This window comes from Micromonospora thermarum, from assembly GCF_012034245.1.
Lineage (GTDB): Bacteria > Actinomycetota > Actinomycetes > Mycobacteriales > Micromonosporaceae > Micromonospora > Micromonospora thermarum.
On the sequence record NZ_JAATEO010000023.1, the window covers coordinates 1 to 18606 of the forward strand.

At 69.1% G+C, this 18606-nt stretch carries 16 protein-coding genes and 3 pseudogenes; 10 read left to right on the top strand and 9 right to left on the bottom strand.

Annotation, left to right across the window (positions count from 1 at the left end; genetic code table 11):
* Positions 1-70: 70 nt before the first annotated feature.
* Together HCJ94_RS20340 and HCJ94_RS30360 are read right to left on the bottom strand one after the other, a co-directional pair.
* Positions 71-802 carry a hypothetical protein gene (locus HCJ94_RS20340; protein WP_168002627.1) on the bottom strand — a complete coding sequence of 244 codons (732 nt, stop codon included), beginning with the start codon at positions 800-802 and terminating at the stop codon, positions 71-73.
* A gap of 187 nt (positions 803-989) precedes the next feature.
* Positions 990-1370 (bottom strand): annotated as a pseudogene (locus HCJ94_RS30360) (transposase); the annotation flags it as partial.
* Positions 1371-1915: 545 nt separating this feature from the next.
* Between HCJ94_RS30360 and HCJ94_RS20345 the strand changes: the two are divergent.
* Both HCJ94_RS20345 and HCJ94_RS20350 read left to right on the top strand, forming a co-directional pair.
* Positions 1916-4951, top strand: coding sequence for a TIR domain-containing protein (locus tag HCJ94_RS20345; protein WP_240944374.1), 3036 nt, complete (start codon positions 1916-1918; stop codon positions 4949-4951).
* Between the two features lie 16 nt (positions 4952-4967).
* Positions 4968-5708: a hypothetical protein gene (locus HCJ94_RS20350; protein ID WP_168002629.1), complete on the top strand. Its 741-nt coding sequence runs from the start codon at positions 4968-4970 to the stop codon at positions 5706-5708.
* Positions 5709-6330: 622 nt separating this feature from the next.
* Here HCJ94_RS20350 and HCJ94_RS20355 read toward each other — a convergent pair.
* Positions 6331-6612 carry a hypothetical protein gene (locus tag HCJ94_RS20355; RefSeq protein WP_168002630.1) on the bottom strand — a complete coding sequence of 94 codons (282 nt, stop codon included), beginning with the start codon at positions 6610-6612 and terminating at the stop codon, positions 6331-6333.
* A 17-nt stretch (positions 6613-6629) separates the two neighbouring features.
* Between HCJ94_RS20355 and HCJ94_RS20360 the strand changes: the two genes are divergently transcribed.
* The 3 genes from HCJ94_RS20360 to HCJ94_RS20370 all read left to right on the top strand — a co-directional run bounded on the left by HCJ94_RS20360 (position 6630) and on the right by HCJ94_RS20370 (position 8781).
* The gene (locus HCJ94_RS20360) at positions 6630-6896 is read left to right on the top strand and encodes a hypothetical protein (protein WP_168002631.1); all 267 of its coding nucleotides are present in this window, start codon (positions 6630-6632) and stop codon (positions 6894-6896) included.
* A 195-nt stretch (positions 6897-7091) separates the two neighbouring features.
* Complete coding sequence (locus HCJ94_RS20365) at positions 7092-7394, top strand: ArsR/SmtB family transcription factor (protein ID WP_168002632.1); 303 nt, start codon at positions 7092-7094, stop codon at positions 7392-7394.
* A 97-nt stretch (positions 7395-7491) separates the two neighbouring features.
* Positions 7492-8781 carry an MFS transporter gene (locus HCJ94_RS20370; protein WP_168002633.1) on the top strand — a complete coding sequence of 430 codons (1290 nt, stop codon included), beginning with the start codon at positions 7492-7494 and terminating at the stop codon, positions 8779-8781.
* 874 nt (positions 8782-9655) lie between these two features.
* On the opposite strand, the gene HCJ94_RS20375 is transcribed toward HCJ94_RS20370, so the two are convergent.
* A complete protein-coding gene (locus HCJ94_RS20375; protein WP_168002634.1) occupies positions 9656-10855 on the bottom strand; it encodes an FAD-dependent oxidoreductase in 1200 nt (399 codons plus the stop codon).
* Positions 10856-10949: 94 nt separating this feature from the next.
* Between HCJ94_RS20375 and HCJ94_RS20380 the strand changes: the two genes are divergently transcribed.
* Together HCJ94_RS20380 and HCJ94_RS30810 are read left to right on the top strand one after the other, a co-directional pair.
* Entirely contained in the window at positions 10950-11660 is a 711-nt protein-coding gene (locus HCJ94_RS20380; RefSeq protein WP_240944370.1) for a TetR/AcrR family transcriptional regulator, read from the top strand.
* Positions 11661-11769: 109 nt separating this feature from the next.
* The gene (locus HCJ94_RS30810) at positions 11770-11904 is read left to right on the top strand and encodes a VOC family protein (RefSeq protein ID WP_255481110.1); all 135 of its coding nucleotides are present in this window, start codon (positions 11770-11772) and stop codon (positions 11902-11904) included.
* Between the two features lie 422 nt (positions 11905-12326).
* On the opposite strand, the pseudogene HCJ94_RS31225 reads toward HCJ94_RS30810, so the two are convergent.
* Together HCJ94_RS31225 and HCJ94_RS20395 are read right to left on the bottom strand one after the other, a co-directional pair.
* Positions 12327-12521: pseudogene (locus tag HCJ94_RS31225) on the bottom strand (hypothetical protein); the annotation flags it as partial.
* Positions 12522-12834: 313 nt separating this feature from the next.
* Positions 12835-14016 carry a low temperature requirement protein A gene (locus HCJ94_RS20395; RefSeq protein WP_168002635.1) on the bottom strand — a complete coding sequence of 394 codons (1182 nt, stop codon included), beginning with the start codon at positions 14014-14016 and terminating at the stop codon, positions 12835-12837.
* A gap of 396 nt (positions 14017-14412) precedes the next feature.
* On the opposite strand from HCJ94_RS20395, the gene HCJ94_RS20400 reads away from it, so the two are divergent.
* Positions 14413-14976: a dihydrofolate reductase family protein gene (locus HCJ94_RS20400; RefSeq protein ID WP_168002636.1), complete on the top strand. Its 564-nt coding sequence runs from the start codon at positions 14413-14415 to the stop codon at positions 14974-14976.
* 215 nt (positions 14977-15191) lie between these two features.
* Here the strand turns inward: HCJ94_RS20400 and HCJ94_RS31230 are convergent.
* Positions 15192-15476, bottom strand: a pseudogene (locus HCJ94_RS31230) (transcriptional regulator); the annotation flags it as partial.
* A 32-nt stretch (positions 15477-15508) separates the two neighbouring features.
* On the opposite strand from HCJ94_RS31230, the gene HCJ94_RS20410 reads away from it, so the two are divergent.
* Positions 15509-15742, top strand: a complete 234-nt coding sequence (locus HCJ94_RS20410; RefSeq protein ID WP_168002625.1) for a hypothetical protein — start codon at positions 15509-15511, stop codon at positions 15740-15742.
* Between the two features lie 87 nt (positions 15743-15829).
* On the opposite strand, the gene HCJ94_RS20415 is transcribed toward HCJ94_RS20410, so the two are convergent.
* Positions 15830-16765: a LysR substrate-binding domain-containing protein gene (locus HCJ94_RS20415; protein ID WP_168002637.1), complete on the bottom strand. Its 936-nt coding sequence runs from the start codon at positions 16763-16765 to the stop codon at positions 15830-15832.
* Positions 16766-16838: 73 nt separating this feature from the next.
* Between HCJ94_RS20415 and HCJ94_RS20420 the strand changes: the two genes are divergently transcribed.
* A complete protein-coding gene (locus HCJ94_RS20420) occupies positions 16839-17852 on the top strand; it encodes a DMT family transporter (protein ID WP_168002638.1) in 1014 nt (337 codons plus the stop codon).
* A gap of 53 nt (positions 17853-17905) precedes the next feature.
* On the opposite strand, the gene HCJ94_RS20425 is transcribed toward HCJ94_RS20420, so the two are convergent.
* Positions 17906-18526, bottom strand: a complete 621-nt coding sequence (locus HCJ94_RS20425; protein WP_168002639.1) for a YdeI/OmpD-associated family protein — start codon at positions 18524-18526, stop codon at positions 17906-17908.
* Between the last annotated feature and the right edge of the window lie 80 nt (positions 18527-18606).

Consider the following 18606-nt stretch of genomic DNA (forward strand, 5'->3'; position numbering starts at 1 on the left):
ACCATCGAGGCACCCCTGACGGTCGACCACGTTTCCCAAGGGCACAAGTCGAGATTCATGCGCAGCACGTCTAAACGGCAGCGGAATCTGCACCGTGCCGCAGCGTGGGCGTCGGAGTGGCGAATTGAGGGCCGAGGGTACCGTCAACAATCTGGGTCGCGTTGCGCACACCGGCTAGCTTGCCGAAGCCGAGAACATACGGCAGAAGCCGCCGCTGCATGGCCGCCAACTCGCTACGGCACTCGGCGTCGAGCGGCCACTCTCGTTCGCCCTGGTCGGGATGAGTACTCTCCCAATCGCGCAGGATCGGATGCCACCGAGACAGGAATGGACGGAGTTCGACGTTCAGCATGGCGATGGCCAGGTGCTCTACGGTCGGATCGCTTCCGGTCTGCCGGGAGGGCTCGCTCTCCTTGAGCACATCACGGGTGATGGCGAACAGGCCGTAGAGCGAGGTCAGTGCTTCCCTGAGTAGTCCGGTTCCCATGTCCAGCGGTTGTGTCGAGATGCGCGTGACCGCTTCTATGAACAGCTTCCATGCAACCTGCTGACTGTCCCTCGTCACGGCAAAGTGCAGGTCACTAAACTGAGGAACGCTGATGGTCACGTCCGTGAGCCGTACGTTACGGCTGTATCCGTGGACGACAATGGCGGCCACCCCGCCAGCCGTCGCGCCGCAGAGAATGAAGAGGTTACGGCCGGTGAGCCGACTGCCCTGGTAGATCGCCATGCCGACAGCGGCCCCGACGACCAGCCCGAGCAAGACCTTCGCCCATCGGCTGCGCGTCCACCTGAGAAGCATGCGGTTCTCCTCCTACACAGTCCTAGCCGGACTGCACGAAGGGCCCGCTGGCGCGGGCCCTAAGGCGGGCGCGGGAGCCCCGAGGGGCATCCTGCGAGGTCCAGGCTAGCACCGGCCCCTGCGGCAATTTGGAACCGTGGCTGCAAAGATCTTCCGCCACGGGCAGTAGGCCTGCTTCCTGAAGCCTGCTGACGCCCAGCACCCGGCAGGTCACCGCGAAGGGGATCCCATCCGCGGCCAGGTCACCGACCAGCGGGTACATATTCTTGGGGTGATCTCCTGGCGAAGAACGCCGCCGCCCTGCGCAGGACTTCGTTCTTCTACTCCAAGGGGCTTGTTGCGCTTGCGCAACTCCCGCAACTCCCGCAACTCCCGCAACTCCGCAGCTCGGCAGGCTCACGGCTGAGTGCCAGGACAACGGGGTCCTCGGCGTCGGCGATCTTCAAACCAGCGGCGCAGACCCGACTCCGAGATCCCGAAGTCCCTTCGCAATCTGCACCATAGGCGCTTCGCCCTTACGGGCAACCGCGACGCCACGGCGGAACTCCGGCGGGAACGCGTTCGGCATGGAACATCCTTCGAGCCAGGACCACATCCTCAGTGGCCAGGAGTCGACCGAGCAAAGGCCAGTCCCACGGCGGGCTTAAGGGCGTATCTCAGTTGGTGAGTCTGCGCCAGCAGACCAGGATGGCGGCGATGACGGCGAAGGCGTCGAAGTGGTCGGCGTACCGGTCGTAGCGGCGCACGATCTGACGGTTGCGCATCAGCCAGGACAGGCAGGATGCGAGGGTGTCGGCCGGCTGGTCATCGTGGGCGACGCCTGTAGCGGCAAGCCGCCGTTGGCCGCTGCTGCCCCCGATGCTCAAACTTGCCGAAGCCGAGCGCAACTGCCCGTGCCGGTCTTGCTATCCACGGCAGCCCGCAGTCCCAGCCTCCGTTACCGCGTCACGTTCACAGGGGGCGAATTGCGGCTTGGTCCTCCGTCGGGTGCCGGGTGCGCGTGGCCAAACGCGGGTGACCACATGCCGACATGGGGCTTGTCGCCCTCGATGCGACCCGATTTCGTAGGGTCGTGATCCTGTACACCGAGAGTTTGGGTGTGGTGTGACGACAATGCTCGGGCCGCCGCCGGCGACGCACCCCGTCCCGCCGCCGTTCGCCTATCACGCCTTTATCTCCTACAGCCACGCGCAGGACCGTCTCATCGCGGACGCCCTTCAGCGTGAGGTGCGCCGGTTCGGTGTTCCCTGGTACGGCCACCGGACCGCGCCGCTGGTCGGGCCGCCCGGCTCTCGAGGCCCGTTGCGGATCTTCCGGGACGTGACGGACCTGTCGGCAACGCCGGCCCTATGGCCCGGAGTCCTGGCCGCGCTCAGCGCGTCACAGTGGTTGATCCTGATGGCGTCCCCCGCGGCGGCACAGTCCGGTTGGGTGCGGCAGGAGGTCACCTGGTGGTTGGCGAATCGTCCAGCCGACCGCATCCTGATCGCCCTGACCGATGGCCAGCTTGCCTGGCGCGACGGCGATTTCGACTGGGACGCCACCGACGCCATCCCCCAGGAGTTGGCCGGCACCTTCACCCACGAACCCCGCTGGATCGACCTGCGTCCCCTTCGGCCAGGTACGCCCGAGTCGGTGTCGCCGCCCGACGCCGCCCGTCCCGGGGACGTACCGCGCCGGGCCCCGCTACGGCTCGGTGACATCGTCGCCGACTTCGCCGCGCCGATCCGTGGTCTAGACAAGGACAGCCTGGTCGGCGAGCACGTCCGGCAGCGCCGCCGGGTGCGTCGTACGGTCCGTGCCGTGGTCGGCGCGCTCACCGTGCTGGCGCTCGCGGCTACGTCGGCCGCCGTGGTCGCCTTTCGCCAGCGGGCGATCGCCATCGAGCAGCGGGACACCGCCCTGGCCAACCAGCTGGTCGCCGAGGCGGACACGGTCCGGGACAGCCAGCCCGGGCTGGCCCGCCAGCTGATCGCCGCCGCCCGGGACATCAAGCTCACCCCGCTGGTCGCCGGAGCGCTCGTCGGCGGCGCCGAGATCGCCCAGGAGTTGCACGTCGACGCGGACTTGCTGGCCTACCGCTCCGACGGGCAGGCGCTGGCGGTGGTCCGCAGCGGCAACATCGAGAACAAGTCCGCCTTCAAGACCGTGCCGGCCCGGGACGGACACTTGGCCCTGTACGACACGCAGAACCTCGCCGTCCTGGCCGAGCAGAAGCTCGGCCAGCTACCGATCGGCGCGCTCGCCTTCGGGCCGGCCCCCGGGCACCTGTTCGGCCTCGGCTACGGACGCGACGTGCGGCTGTGGGACGTCAGCGACCCGCGGTCGCCCGCCGAACGGGGCACACTGGTCGGCCACTCGGCAACCGTGCTGTCCGTGGTGTTCAGCCCGGACGGCCGTACCGTGGCCACCGCCGACCGGGCGGGGGAGATCCGGCTGTGGGACGTGACCAATGCCGACCAGCCGATCCTGCTCAGCCGCATCCCGCTCGACCTTCGGATCGCCCGCTACACCATGGCGTTTCACCCAGGCGGCCGCACCCTCGCGGTCGCACCGATCCCGCTACGGCAGACGAACCCCCCGGTCCCAGAGGCGGTCGCCGTCGCGATTTCCGACGGCCCGACCCTGATGATGCTCTTCGACGTGACCGATCCCCGCCGCTGGGATCTGAAGCTCGGCACGGTCGGCAAGATACGGAGCTTCGTGTTCTCGCCGGACGGTGCTCAGCTGCTGACCATCGGTCCGGACGGCCCTCGAACCTGGGCGGTCGACGGTGCGGGGAAGGCCAGCGGCGCCCAGCCCCTGCCGGTGTCCGATCCGGACGCCACGCTGGCCGTTGCTGCCTCCGGTGCGGGCGGCCGGACCGCCGCCGTCGCTGAGGACGGCGCCGTGCTGCTGTGGGAGGCCGGCGGTCGCAGTCCGGCGCTCACCGCCCGGCTGGGGATACCGCGCTGGGATTCCCGGAACCCGCAGGGGCTGACGTTCAGCCCCGACGGCCGCCGGGTCGCCCTGCTCACCCCGGGCAGCAACGCCGGTGCCACCGGCGCCGGCGTGGGCTCCGGCACCCTGCGTATCTGGACCATCCCCGATGGCCGGCAGCGCGGTGCCGTCGGGGCGGTGCCCGGCCGGCCCACCCTCAGCCCGGACGGTAGCCTGCTCGCCGCCGCCGACGGCAAGACGATCCGGCTCTGGGACGTCACCGACCTGGCGCAGCCCCGTCAGGTCGGTACGGTCACCGGCCCGGACCGACCTGACGGCCTGCTGTTCAGCCCCGACGGGCGGATGCTGGCGGCGCACCAGGACAGTGCGGTGTGGGCGATGGACGTCAGCGACCCACGCACGCCACGAGTCTCCGGGCGCTGGACGGTGCCGGACAACCGGAACCTGTGCGGCCAGCTCTACCCTGAACTGCCGTGCGACATCGGCACCACCGCCCTGGCGTTCCCCGACGACCGGACGCTGGCGGTCGGGGACGTGGCGGGTCAGGTGTCGCTGTTCGACCTGACCCGGGGCGGGTCCGACCCGGTCGCGGTGCTGAAGACCTACGGTTTTGTGGCTGACCTGGCCATGCTGCCGGCCAGCGACCGGCCGCTGCTGGTCGTCGGCATGTTGGCCGGTGTCACCGAGATCTGGGATCTGTCCGACGTCAACAACGCCGAGAACCTCGGCCGGCTGCCCGGCGGCAGATACCAGGTGCAGGACCTGTCGGTGAGCCGGGACGGCGCGGTCCTCGCCATCGCCCGCCGGGACGGCACGGCGTGGCTGTGGCGGGTTCGCGAGCACGGTCGCGCGCTGCGCCGGATCGCCACCCTGACCGATACCGGCGACGTGAACGCCGTCGCGGTCAGCCCCGACGGCGGTCGGCTGGCCACCCTGGGCCGGGACCGCACCCTGCGCGTCTACCGCCTAAAGGCCGACTCAGCTGAGCTGGCCATGGTGCGGCACCTCGGCGTGACCGCCGACACCGACCTGGCCTTCGCCGACCACCACACCCTGGCCGTCGGCACCGAGTACGGGCAGACGACGTTCTGGGAACTCGACCCCGACACCGGCACCCGCGCGATCTGCGTGGGCATCGGCACACCCATCACCGAAGACCAGTGGAAACGCGACGTACCGGGACTGCCGTACCGGCCGCCGTGTCGATGACTCCGGGAGGCCTCCCATGCGTTCCATCCTCGGGCGTGCCGTCGTCGCTTTCGCAGCCGTCGCCCTCACCGCGATACCGGCCTGCCGCGGCGCCAACGACGATGACATCGCCATCGGCGTCAGCACCGCCGCCCCGTCGTCCCCGACACCGACACCGACCGCTGTCGCCTCGCCGTCAGACTTCACCCCTACCATCGCAGCCGACCAACTCAGGCGTGGGCTGCCCACAGCCGTAGCCCTCGGCGCACAGTGGCACGGCCCAACCGACCAGGGCACCGGCTTTCCGGACCTCGGCAAGTTCGTCCAGGGCTGCCCCCAGCCCGGCCGGCTGCGCACCGGCCATGAGGAAACCAAGCCGATCCGAGGTGCGCTCGGATCATACCTCAACGCAGACAAGAGCGTCGTCTTGAACACGGTGCAGGTCGGCCTGGGCGTCGACACCATCTCCCGCTCCATGGCTTACCTAGCGTTCCTGCGGACCGTGCCGGGCGGCTGCACCAGCGGACTGCTTCAGGGCAAGTATCCAATGCGGATGAGCCTGGCGCCGCCGCGCTCGCTCGGGGACGAGGAGGTCAACCTGCGCATCGCCGTGGACCTGCCCGACCGTGGAACACCGCTGGAACTTGAGAACGCGTTCGTCCGCGTGGGCGGCCTGGTCGTGGTCTTCTACGGCGTGCCAGCCCAGGTGGACGAGTACCTGTCCACGGCCCTCACCTCCGCACGGCAGGCGTTGACGGGCGGGGTGCCCGGCCTGTGACAGCCGCGGGCGGGGCAACGAATAGTGCTTTGTTTGGTCGGTGGCGTTTGTTGCTGTGTGACGGTTCTACCGGTTGATGGCAGGTGAGGCAAGGCGCCGGTCCAGGTCGGGTCTGTACACGAACGGTGCGTGTGGACATGGCATCCAACGGTCAGCACAATTACAGATCGGCAGCGATTCTGATCATGTAGTTAGGGTTCAACTCGGGCCTCCGACACGAACCCCCATCCGCCGGGTGTGGAACGTCTCCGCATTGCTGCCACGCCCGGCGGTGGGACGTCTTGCCTATCCTGGCTTATCCCTACGGGAGTCCTGTCATTACCCCAGCGCGACGCCGAACCGGCGCGACAGCGACCGCAGGCCCGTGAGCTGCTGGAATGCGGTTCGGATTCTGCCAAGTATGGTCCACCGGGGTTCGAGCCCAGAGTGGTCCACTGTAAATATTCGCAGATGCTCTCGCGTTGTTGCCCATTAAATTGGGAGCAAACTGGGAGCAGGCTCAGTCCTCTCGCGCCCCGCACCTCTGGGAAGCGCACGCTTCGGTGGCGGCCGCAACGAGCCGTCGATCCCAACCAGAGCCGTCGGCGAAAGCACGGCGGATCCGGGGCCGCACGCTGCTTGATCACCGGTCGGGCGTCTGGCGGTGTCGATCAACGTGGAACGGATCCTGCCAGTCCGCGGCCTGCCGGGGCGGGCCGGCGAGAGCCTCGTCTTCTACCTCGGCGCGCTGGTCGGTTGCGCGTACGTGCTCATCCCGCATCAACCGGTACGCGCCCTCGGCGTGGAACCGGCCGTCAGCGGCTTGCTGGTTTGGGGCATCCTGCTCATGATCGTTATCCCCGGCGTGGTCCGGCCCAGCCGTCAGCCCCTTAGCTGGCGGCTCACCCGAGTCCTCGTCGTACACCTGGTCAGCGTCCGATGGTGCTGGCCGGCGTCGCACTGCTGGGCTGGCTGCCGGGTGGGCTGTACTGGCTGGCCGCGTCGGTGCTCTGCGCGCTGGTCGCCGCCACCGCGAACGCCTGGGTGCTCCTTATGGAGGTGGTCCGGGACGCGCGCTACCGGCCCACTCACGGTAGCCCCGGCCTGCCGTCCGGGCCCAGGGTCCGGAGCCGGCGTGCCCCCCGGCCGGCACCACCCGGCCTGCCCCATTTCGCACGGCGCCGCGGCGGTCTCCAACGGCTCGCTTGACGCGCGCACCCGGGAGTTCCAACCACCCTCGTGATGCGCCAACGGTCGGCGCTGGCCGCGTACGGGTTGCTGGGCGCTGAAGCTCGATGGGCGTCGAGGCCGGCCTGGGCTCGTTGTGATCTTCGGTGCCACCCCCGCCGCCAGGCCGCCAGGCAGTCGCTTTGTCATTTCGGAAAATCTCGTTATGATCGGTCCATGGCAACGATCGACGTCCTGAAGGTGCTGGCCAGCGAGCCGCGGCTGCGCATCCTGCAGTGGCTCAAGGAGCCCAACCGGCACTTTTCGCCGCACGATGGCGTCGACATGATCGAGATTGGGGTGTGCGTGAGCCAGGTCGCCCAGAAGCTCGACATGACGCAGTCGACCGCCTCGCAGTACCTCACGATGCTGCTCCGGGCCGGGCTGCTGACCACGGAGCGGATCGGAAAGTACACCTACTACAAGCGGAATGAGGTGGCGATCGCCCGGTTCGCCGAGGCGATGGCGAAGGAGCTCTAGCTACACCGCACCCACCTGATCACGCCCGGAGCCAGGGCGCAATCCGGGCAAACATTTCGACGAAGTCCGAAACGTCCAACCATGAAAGGCCCAAACAGTGCCAAGCCGAACATCGAGCAGCAGTACCTGGCAGGTCTACCTACTCGCGATCACGACCTTCCTCGTCGGAACCTCGGAGTACGTGATCGCGGGCATCCTCGACCTGGTCGCCGCAGATCTGGATGTTGACGTATCCGGGGCGGGGCAACTGATCACCCTGTTCTCCCTCGTGTACGCCATCGGCACGCCACTCGTGGTAGCGCTGACGTCCAAGATCGACCGTCGCCTGTTCATCGTCGCGGCGCTCGGCGTCTTCGTGGCCAGCAACGTCGCCGCCTTCCTGGCACCCGGCTACTGGACCTTCGTCGGGACGCGAGTCGGCATGGCCTTGGCGGCCGGGGCGGTGGTGGTGGCCGCGCTGAATCTCGCGGTGAAGATCTCCCCAGAACGCCATCACGGACGTGCGATCGCCACGGTCGTCACGGGCTTCACCGCCTCCCTGATCCTCGGCGTTCCCGCCGGGCGTCTGGTCGCGGACAGCCTGGGCTGGCAAGCCGTCTTCCTCTTCATCGCCGCGGCAGCCCTGCTGGCCGGCGCCGTACTCTGGCGGGCCCTGCCTAGCGTCGCCGGCGACAAGCCGACGCCGCTGGCGCAGCAATTGACACTCTTCCGGAACCCGAAGGTTGTTCGAGGACTTCTGATCACGTTCTTCTGGCTTGGCGGTTACTCGGTCGCCTACACCTACCTCTCGCCGTATCTTATCGAAGCGTCGGGGCTGGCCATCGGGCTGATCAGCGCAGCGCTGCTCGCCTTCGGAATCGCCAGTCTCATCGGGTCGAAGGCGGGCGGGTACCTCACCGACCGGTGGGGAGTGCTGCCCACCCTGCTCGGCGGAATGGGTCTGCACGTCCTGGCCCTGCTGGCATTGTCCCTCGTCACCGGGTCGCCGTTGCTGATCATCGGGGTGCTCGTCGTGTGGTCGCTGTCCGCCTGGAGTACGGGTCCCACCCAGCAATACCACCTCGCCACGATCGAGCCGGGCTCCTCCGGAGTCCTGCTCGGCCTCAACCAGTCCATGATGCAGCTGGCCATGGCAGCTGGCGCGGGACTCGGCGGGCTCGCCGTCACCGGCCTGTCGATCCGCTCCGTCAGCTGGATCGCCGCCGCGGGAGTGCTCGTCGCGATCGCCATCACCGCGTCGACTGCCCGACAGCGGCCGTCAACAACGGCCGCTGCGACGCACGCTGGATCCGGGGTCGGATCGGACCATGCGCCACTGGAGCAATGGCACGTGCCAGCCTCGTCACCGGCAGGGGCTGACCACCAACCAGCCAGGGTCAGTCCGTAACTCACCGGGCTTGACGCTCGTACCGACCGGAAGGCCTCGCCCGGGTCAAATCGGGTCCATCACGGACCACACCCAGGGCGGGGTCTTCCGATCTGTCCTGCCGTACGTCTGCCGCCTCCTTGATCCCCCGGATCACCGAACGACTCGCGCCGTCGTTGACTGGATCGACGGCGGGCCGGGCGTGGCGCCGCTGCCCGCCCTGCTGGAACTGTCGGTGGTCACCCCGACGAATCCCGGTGTGGGGCGGGCCACCTGACGCGAGACGTCCTCTTCAGGCCTTGGTCCTGGAGAAACCTGTTGGTGGGGCAGTGGTGCTGGTCGCGATGATGGCTTCATTCGCCGCGCGACGGTATCGACCCACTTCGGAGCGGGCAAGCCGTCCGGCAAGCACCAGGCCCATGGTTGGGTGGCCGGCGGCCCTCTGACGACGGCTGCCCTCACGGCGGTCACGTCGGCCGACCCCGTCGGGCCGTCCGCCTACGTGCCGGTGAAACCGCCACGATCGGGCCCCGAGCTGCGGGAATGTGGTTCGGATTCTGCCAAGTATGGTCCACGTATAGCCCTTGAGCTGGGCAAAGGTGAGCCTGTTGTTGGCAGTGCGCGAACCGCCTCGGTCAGATGTGCGGTGAGCTGGGAAAACGCGTTTATGCGCATCTGCGGTGAAGGTTCGCGCGTGGCAGCCGAGAGACTCGGCCGTGCCGGCGGCTGGCACCGCGCTTCATCGCCTGCAGATCAGTGGCCCGCGTCGTTCGGATCCACACGTCGTCGCTCCATACCGAGAGCCCGACACTGCGGGTGGCGGGTGCTACCGGCAGAGCCAGAGTCCGTCCCTGTCGTGGCGGATCACGTCTCCGCCCGGCTGCCGGGACGGTGGTCAACGCATGTGTTCGGGGCGTACGCCGATGCCTGCCAGCCGGGCGGGGAGGGCTTGTAGCGCCGGGAACCGCTGCAGCAGGCGGATCGGTGCCGGGGCGTCGATCCGGCCGGTGGCGTGTAGCAGCGGGTCGACGATCCGCCGCTGCGCGGCGCGCTGGATGTTCTGTGTCACCACCGTCGCGAAGCGCCGGCGCTGCTGTACTGCGGCGAGATCCGCTTCGGTGACCGGCCGCCCGGCGGCGAGGTTCGGGCCGAGCATCCGGGCGGTGGCCGCGGCGTCCTGCACCGCCAGGTTGATGCCGACGCCGCCGATCGGGGACATGGCGTGTGCGGCGTCGCCGATGAGCAGCGCGCCGGGCGCGTGCCACCGCTCCAGCCGGTTGACCTTCACTGTCAGCAGCTTGACGTCGTCCCAGGTGGCGAGCTCACCGACCCGGTCGGCCAGGACCGGGTGCCGGCGCGTCACCTGGTCCCGCAGCGCGTCCAGCCCGGCCGCGCGGATCTCGTCGTAGCCGCCCTTGGCGATGACGTACGCGCACTGGTAGTAGTCGCCGCGGTCGATGGCGAGCATCAGCCCGCCGGCACCGACCCGCATCGCCAGGCCGTCGCCGTCGCCGGCGCGGCGCGAGATCCGGAACCACAGCACGTCCATGGGCGCGCCGTAGTCGACCGGCCGCAGGCCGAGCTCCCGGCGTACCACTGAATCGCGGCCGTCGCAGGCGACCGTGAGCGATGCCTCGATCTCCAGCTCGCCCTCAGGGCCCACGGCCCGCACGCCGGTGACGGCGCCGGACGCGTCGCGGAGCAGGCCTGTCACCGTGGTGGAGCGCAGCAGCGTGAAGGTCGGGAACTTCGCTGCCTCGGTCGCGAGCATTTCCAGGAAGTCCCACTGGGGGACGAAGTACAGGTAGTTGTGCGGTGCCGGTAGGCGCGTGAAGTCCGCAACGGTGTAGGTGCCGTCGTCGAAGGTGGCGCGCAACGCGCCTGCCTTGCGCCCGGGTAGCGCCGCCATCGGTTCGCCGAGCCCGATCTCGTCGAGCATGTTCAGTGTGGAGGGGTGCACGGTGTCGCCGCGGAAGTCCCGGAGGAAGTCGGCGTGCTTCTCCAGCACGGTGACCTCCACTCCCTGCCTGGCGAGCAGCAGCCCCAGGACGAGCCCTGCGGGCCCGCCGCCGACGACGCAGACGCTGGTCTTCATGGATCCTCCCCCTAGTAGCAACTCGTGTTGCGTTTTGAGTCTGTCATGATGGGATGGTGTAACGCAACAGTTGGTGCGTTAAAGGAGGTGTTCGATGTCTGCCGCCCAGCGACCGGGCGGGCGCAGCGCCCGCGTCCGGGCCGCGGTCCTCGCGGCCGCCCGCGGTCTCCTCGTCGACGGGTACGCCGAGCTGACCGTCGAACGGATCGCCCAGGCGGCCGGCGTCAACAAGACGTCGGTCTACCGCCGGTGGACCGACCTGGAAGGCGTCCTCGGCGACCTGCTCAGCGAGTACGCCAGTGAGGTCGTCCCGATCCCGGACACCGGCGACCTCGACACCGACCTCGAGGAACTGGCGTTGCTGATCCGGCGCGGCATGACCGGCGAACCTGGCGAGCTGATCACCGCACTGGCCGCGGCCGCGCCGCGCAACCCGCGCGCCGCGCACGTCGTCCGCGGCTTCTTCGCCGAACGGTTCGGCCTGGCCGAGGCCGTCGTCGACCACGCCGTCGCCCGCGGCGAACTGCCTCAGGGCACCGATGCCCGGGCCGCGATCGAGGTCCTGGGCGCGCCCTTCTTCCTGCGGCTGCTCGTCGTCGACGAACCCATTGACGAGGAGTTCGCCCGACGTACCGCCGCCGCGGCCGCCGTAGCCCTGCGCTCCGGCGTCTTCAATCCGGCGCGAGAGCCTCGTCCCGCCACGGGCACCAATGCAGTGCCTCCCGCCAGCCGTCCCGGCCGGCAGCCCGAAGTCCCAGTCGATGATGACCTCGATATGCACGCCGAACCGCGGCGCGCCCAGTGACGCCCCAAAGCGGGCACGGTCAGACGTTCGGAGCGGCCCGCAGGGCGCGCCACCTTCGCCAGTACTGCGCTCACGCCTGTCCGACGGCCTTCCAGGCCAGGAGAAGCGGTTGCGGGACGCCGGGGTCGAGATCACCACGCCGCTGCGTGAGGAACCATGGGGCGAACGCCTGTTCCAGATCACCGATCCTAACGGCCTGATCATCCAGCTTGTCGAGTGGACCACCCCCGCCGACTACGTCTGAGCGAAGCATCCGGTGGTGCACTCGCGGGAGGTGACCGCACCACCGGATGCCCATGACGCGCCGACCCTGCAGGGGCTGCGCATCGCGGGCCTTGTCGTCGACGGGTTGTCGAGCAGGCAAATCGCTCCGGCTCTTCCTCAGCCCGCCCACGGTCGAGCACTCCTGGCCTATCCTCGGGTATGTCGCATGGACTCCCGTCATCGGTGCCGGCCAGCGCGACGCCGAATCGGCGGGACGGTCACCGCAGGGCGGTGAGCTGCGGGAATGCGGTTCGGATTCTGCCAAGCCTGGTCCACCGGGGTTCGAGCCCAGAGTGGTCCACCGGGGTTCGAGCCCAGAGTGGCCCACGCAGGTAGAAGGCCATTCCCATTCATCGGGGGTGGCCTTTTTGCTGCCCGTACAGCAGTTAAGTGCAGCAACGGTCATCTGCCGAGGGAATCGCTGAGGCGCTTGAGGGCGTCTCGGGTCGCTTTCGACGAGACCTGTCGTAGCTTGAGCGCGGTCAGGCAGATGTCGGGCAGGGGCAGGGTGGCGTCGGACGCCTGGGTCTTGGTGTCGCGATGCAGGGGCTGCCCCCGCACGCGTTGCAGTTGGCGGCCGATGGTCAGCTCTCCGGCGTGGACGGCCGGAAGGCCGTGCTGGGCCGTTAAGCGGATCCATGGGACCGGCACAGCGGCCGGTGCGATCGAGAGCCGGCGGAACGTGGGCCCGTATCAGCGGCAGGGAGGCCGCTCGGCATCTCCAGAGTCGAGTCCAGCGATCCGGCAGGAAGACCGCGCTGGCGTGCCCGACGAGCGGCGGAGTAGCACCGGGTGCCGACACGTCGACCGCCGTGATCCCGCCGAGGGAGGCGGACCGGCCGGCTGCCAACTTGTCGGGTCTCGTGACCTGCGTGGCAGAACAGTCTCAAGACATGGGCGACGCTTCCGGCTAGCCGGGTGGTGACGGCGGCTCGGGCGGGCGTCCGTGGGCGCGGGCTGCGTCGGATATGGCGATCCCGGTCAGGACGATGGCAGCGGCGGCGGCGACCACGAGTGGTGGAAGGGGGAGCATCGCCGGTGTCAGGGCGGCCAGCGCAAGGACGCCGATCGGTCGGGACCGGGACACGCGGCCGAATACCGAGTGCTCGAAGCGGGCGCGCCCGGCCAGGTACAGCGCGGGTCCGCCGAGGATGACGGCGATCCAGGCCGGTGGGGTGTGCCCGAGTGGATGGGCGATGACAAGTTCGGCGCCGACGGCTGTAGCGACCACGCCGGCCACCATGGTCAGGTGGGCGTATGACGTCGATCGGGCGAGGCGGACCGGGTCGGCGGAGACGGCAATTGCTTCCGCCAGGACTTGCCCAGCGCGGTAGATGTAGATCCGCCACAGCAGCACGGTGGTCGCGATCGACACTGCGAACGCTGCGGTTTCATCAGGCGCGAAGCCGCTGCTGCTCAGGGCCAGTCCGGTAACCAGGATCAGCTCGCCGAGCGCGATGATGAAGAGCTGCCGGTGGCGCTCGGCAATGTGCTCGCCCGAGATCACAAGGTCTTGACCGGGCGTTCGGCCCGCCCCCGGGGTGGGGAAGCCGATTCTGCCTGCCGTGTGGTCAAGGACCACCGCGAGTGCCCACAACGCGCCGCGCGCCGTACCGTGCACGAGCGCCCCCGCGATCCACGGCAGCGCCGACAGGCCGTACCAGAACAGCCCGCGCACGCCGATGCGCTGCAGCTCGTGGCCACGCAGAAAGGCCACGAGGACGAGCCCGCGGCTGAGCTGGATGGCGACGTAGGCGCCCGCGAAGATCAGACCCCTGTCGCCGAAGGCCTCGGGCACCGCGGCCGCCATCACCAGGGTGCCGACCATGGTCGCGATGACCAGTGCCTGGATTACCAGCCGTTGCGGGTCCGTCCGGTCGGTTAGCCACGCGGTGCTGGACCAGACCCACCACATGGCCCCCAACAGCACCAGCGTCCGGAAGGCACCGCTCCACCCGAGATCCTCGGCCAGACCGCGCGAGAGCTGAGCGAGCGCGACGACAAGCACCAGGTCGGAGAAGAGTTCCAGGAACGTAGCCCGCTGTGGATCCTCGGCTCTCCGCAGCAGCCCGGCCGCTCTGCTCGTCGTCATCGGCTCGCCCGTTCTGCCAGCTCTGCTCCACGTTTGGGGGCATTCTGACATGCGGCAGCGGCGGTGACCGTGGACGTCCTGTCGTGGACTGGATTGAGCGACCCGCGTTACACGGACGGGGGACGGTCGAGGCCGGTGAGGTCCTTCCATCCGTCGCGCGGGTTCGGATTAGCTCGTCGACCTTGACCAGGCAAGACGCCCGGTCAGCGACAGAGCGGACACCGCTGGCGTGCGCCGACCAGCCGAGGATCCCGTGGAACTCTCTCTCGGGGTGGCGTCGGATCCGGCCGAGTCGTTCGTAGAACGGGCGAGGGCGGAGACGTCTGCCCGACCCGTGATGCTCAGCGGGCGAGGGTGACATCCCAATCGGTCCTACGTGCACCGGGAGGTAGCGGCATGGCCAAGCTGATCTACGTGACTAATGTGTCGCTTGACGGCTATATCGAGGACGAAAGCGGAGCCTTCGACTGGTTCCCGCCCGACGACGAGGTATTCACGTTCACCACCAACCTCCTGCGGTCGGTCGGTACTTTCCTTTACGGGCGGCGCCTGTACGAGAAGATGGCTGTCTGGGAAACCGACGCTGCTCTAGCCGCGCAGTCCGGCCTCATGGCTGACTTCGCGAGCGCCTGGCAAGCGGCGAACAAGGTCGTCTACTCCACGACTCTCACCGCGGTGTCAACGGCCGCCACCAGCTTGGAGCGCCGTTTCGACCCCGCCGTCGTACACCAGCTCAAGGCCACGGCCGGCAGCGATATCACCGTTGGAGGCGCCAACCTGGCGGCGCAAGCCATGCGGGCTGGACTGGTTGACGAGTGCCAGTTATTCGTCTGGCCCACGGCCGTCGGAGGCGGCAAGCCGGGGCTGCCTACTGGCGTACGCGCCGACTTCGCGCTCCTCGACGAGCGCCGATTCCAAAACGGCGTCGTTCACCTCCGTTACCGCCCTCTCGGCCACTAACCAGGGTTACCACCCTGATCTGAGCGCTGCGGCCTGTGTGACGAACGCCCGCCCACCCATCCGCCGCATGTGAGACCCATGAGCGTTCGCGGGCTGTTTCCCAAGCATCGGAGGTGCATCGCATGACCGAGTGAACCCTTCTCGGCAGAGCGGATGACTCGCACACCAGCGTTGCGGACCAGGGGCGTCACCCGTCCGTATCCGGCATGCTCAACCCAGGTGCGGAAGGTGGTCACCCGGCGGGCGCGAGCGGTGGTCTGGGTGAGCCATCCTGCCGCCGGCATGGTGGGGTCCATGCCGGAGACGAAGCAGGCTTGCCGGTGCAGCAGCACGTTCCGATCCCGTCCGGCCGCGGCGGCGAGCACGTGAAGGTGAGCGAAGAACGCGCGTTGCTCGTTGACGGGCAAGGTCAGCCCGGACGCGAGCGGATCCCGCCGGGGATGGGCGACGGGTAGCCCTCTGGCGAAGGTCGGTGTTCGCCCGAGGACGGCCCAGAGGACATCGGCTCCATCACCGCGAGCGGAGTGGAGTGGTGGGCGCGCTGTCCAAGGCCGGCGAGGCGGGCGGTCAGGAGACTGGTGGCCAGGGCCAGGGCCAGGGTCAGCCGCAGCAGGGCCCCGGCCAGCAGGGGCAGGCTCAGCCGAGCCAGGCTGAGACGGCCGCCCAGCCTGCCGAGGCGTTGCGCCAGGCCGGTCGCAACCTCTGGGATGTCTTTGCGACGGTGATAGCGCACCAGGGGCAGGGCCCGCAGCAGCAAAAGCAGTAGGAGCCCGGGCGGGGGCCCCGCCACAGGCCACTCGTCAAGCAGCCCGCGCGGCTACAGCAAGATCCCCTTCGCGAGCTCCCAGCCCCGTCACGCCTTGGTCTTCGGGTTCTGTCTGAGGTTGCGGGCCTGGTCGGTAACGACGGCTAGGAAGGCCGCGAGCGCGGGAGCTGGGGGGCCGTCTCGGAGGACGACGACCAGTCGACGTCCGAGTTTCTCCTCGGCGACGTCACGGATCGCAAGGGCTGGGTCTGCTGCGGGCAGGGTCAGCGCGGGCAGTAGCGCGATGGCTCCGGTGGTGCGTACGAGTTCGAGCTGGACGTCCGCGTCGCTGGACCGGTGCCGTACGTCGGGCTCGTAGCCGCCGATGGACCGGCAGCTTCCCACGACCATGTCGTGATGGCCGGTGCCGGCGTCGGAGGCCACCCAGACCTCGTCCCGCAGCATGGACAGTGCGACGGGTCCTCCACGTTTGGCCAGCGGATGTCCGGGCGACAGGACCAGTTTCAGTGGCTCCTCGTGCAGCAGCGTGAACCGCAGTCCTGCCGGCCGGGGGCGTGGGTGGCCGTCGTACTCGTCGCTGATCACCAGGTCGACCGCCCCGAGCCGTAGTCCCGGCAGCGCTTGTTCGAGTTCGAGCTCGGAGACCTCGGTGCGTACCTGCGGGTGCTCGACCATCATGCGTGCCACTGCGGGGACCAGGAGGCGACGGGCCGCTGACTGCAGGCCGCCGGCGCGCACGGTGCCGCGCACCTCGCCGGCCAGCGCCGCCAGATCGGCTGACGCCGCCTCGGCTGCTGTCAGCAGGACCCGGGCGTGCTGTGCGAGCAGACGCCCGGCGTCGGTGAGCCGCACACCACGGCCGGCCTTCTCGAGCAGGCGCGCGCCGACCTCCTTCTCCAGAACGCTCAACTGCTGGGACACCGAGGACGGGCTGTAGCCGAGAGCCGAGGCCACTGCGCCCAGGGTCCCTCGTTCCTCGAGCTCGCGGAGCAGACGGAGCCGACGAAGATCCAGCGTGACCATGCGGAGAGACTAACGATTCAGGTCCACAAATCATCACTGGACCTGCAGCATGGTGGCGTCGATGCTCTAGGACATGGGTCCCGCACTGTGCCTTCTGTCAGCCGCGTGCTTCGGCGCCATGGCGATCTTCGGGAAGCTCGCGTACGCCGCGGACGTCTCGCCTGGAGCGCTCCTCCTGGTGCGCTTCGGCCTTGCCGCCGCCCTACTGGCGATGCTGCTGCTCCTGCGACCGGGTCTGCGAAGCGATCCTGCGAGCCCCGACCCAAGGACGAGTCCCGCGCGCGTGACCCTGGGCCTGCTGGTGACGGCCCTCGGTCTGGGCGCCATCGGGTACGCCACCCAGGCGTCCCTGTACTTCGCGGCCTTGGAACTGATGGACGCCTCGCTGCTGTCCCTGGTCTTCTACACCTACCCGCTGCTGGTCACCCTCACGGCCGTCCTGCTGGGCCGGGACCGCCTGACACCCGACCGCTGCGCCGCACTGGTGGCCGCCTCCTGCGGGACGCTGCTCGTCCTTCTCGGGACCGGCGGTGTGGACTTCCACCCGCTCGGGGCGGCCCTCGCGTTCGGTGCCGCTGTCACCTACCCCATGTACATCCTCGTCGCCGACACCGTCGTGCACCGGCTGCCACCGGTGATGCTGTCCGCGCTGGTGATGGCCGGTGCCGCCCTCACCCTGGCCGCACGCGCCCTCGTGACGGGCGGGGTCGACCTCAACTTCGGGCCAGAGGGCTGGTTCTGGCTCACGTGCATCGCGGTCGTGTCCACCGTCCTGGCGATGCTGACCTTCTTCGCCGGCCTGCGGCGGACGGGCCCTTCGACCGCAGCCATCCTGTCGACGTTCGAACCGGTCGTCACCACCGCGCTGGCGGCGATCACGCTCGACGAGATCCTCACCCCCGTACAGGTAGCGGGTGGCCTGCTCGTCCTGTCGTCCGTGGCTGCCCTACAGGTGCACAGGGCACGCCCCGGGCACCGCGGCCCAGCGCCACGCCGGCTGCCGACCCGACCTCGACGCGAGGCAGCCGGTCTCGATCAGCAAGAAGCAGTGCCCGCAGGCATGCCCGGGCGCTCACCACGCCCCTGACCCGAGCCGGCACCGCCTCAGGTGCTCGATCAGCGGCAGATCACTGCACTTGATCATGAGGATGCCGATTGCGGTGAGTTCGGAGGCTTGGCCTTCTGCGGGTAGATCGTCTCGTGACGGGCCAGCATGGCGACGAACTCGCCGATCTTCCGCTCGCGGGTCTGCGCCCGTTTGACGGCGTTGAGGCGGTAAATGAGGGCGAACCGGTTGGTCTTGGTGAGTACGTCGAACATGGCCTGCGCGGCGGGGTCGGCGGCGATGGCGGCGAGCAGGTCGGCCGGTACCTCGGCTTCCGACGGCGGGGCGTAGGCGCTCGCCCACCGCCCGTCCGCCTTCGCGGCTTCCACCGCGGCGCGGCCCGGGGGCATCATCCGCCCCTGCGCCTCCAGCCGGGCCACGTGGGCGACATTGCGTTGTGACCAGGAACTGCGGGGCCGGCGAGGGGTGAACCGGATCCAGGAGGTCTCCTGATCCCGTTTACGGGCCTGCCCGTCGATCCAGCCGAAGCACAGTGCCTCGTCGACCGCCTGCTGCCAGGTCAGCGTGGTGGCTGTGCCGCCTTTCCTGGTCAGAGCGAGCCAGACGCCGGGCGACGTAGCATGGTTGGCCGACAACCACGCCCGCAGCGCCTCGGCGTCCCCGACGACCAACTCATCCAGTTCGGCGCTCCCCATGACCGCAGGCTAACCCGACTCGCCGGGCTGCCGGCGCGCCGGTCGCTCGGCGGACCGTCGGGGCGAACGATCGCGGGCCC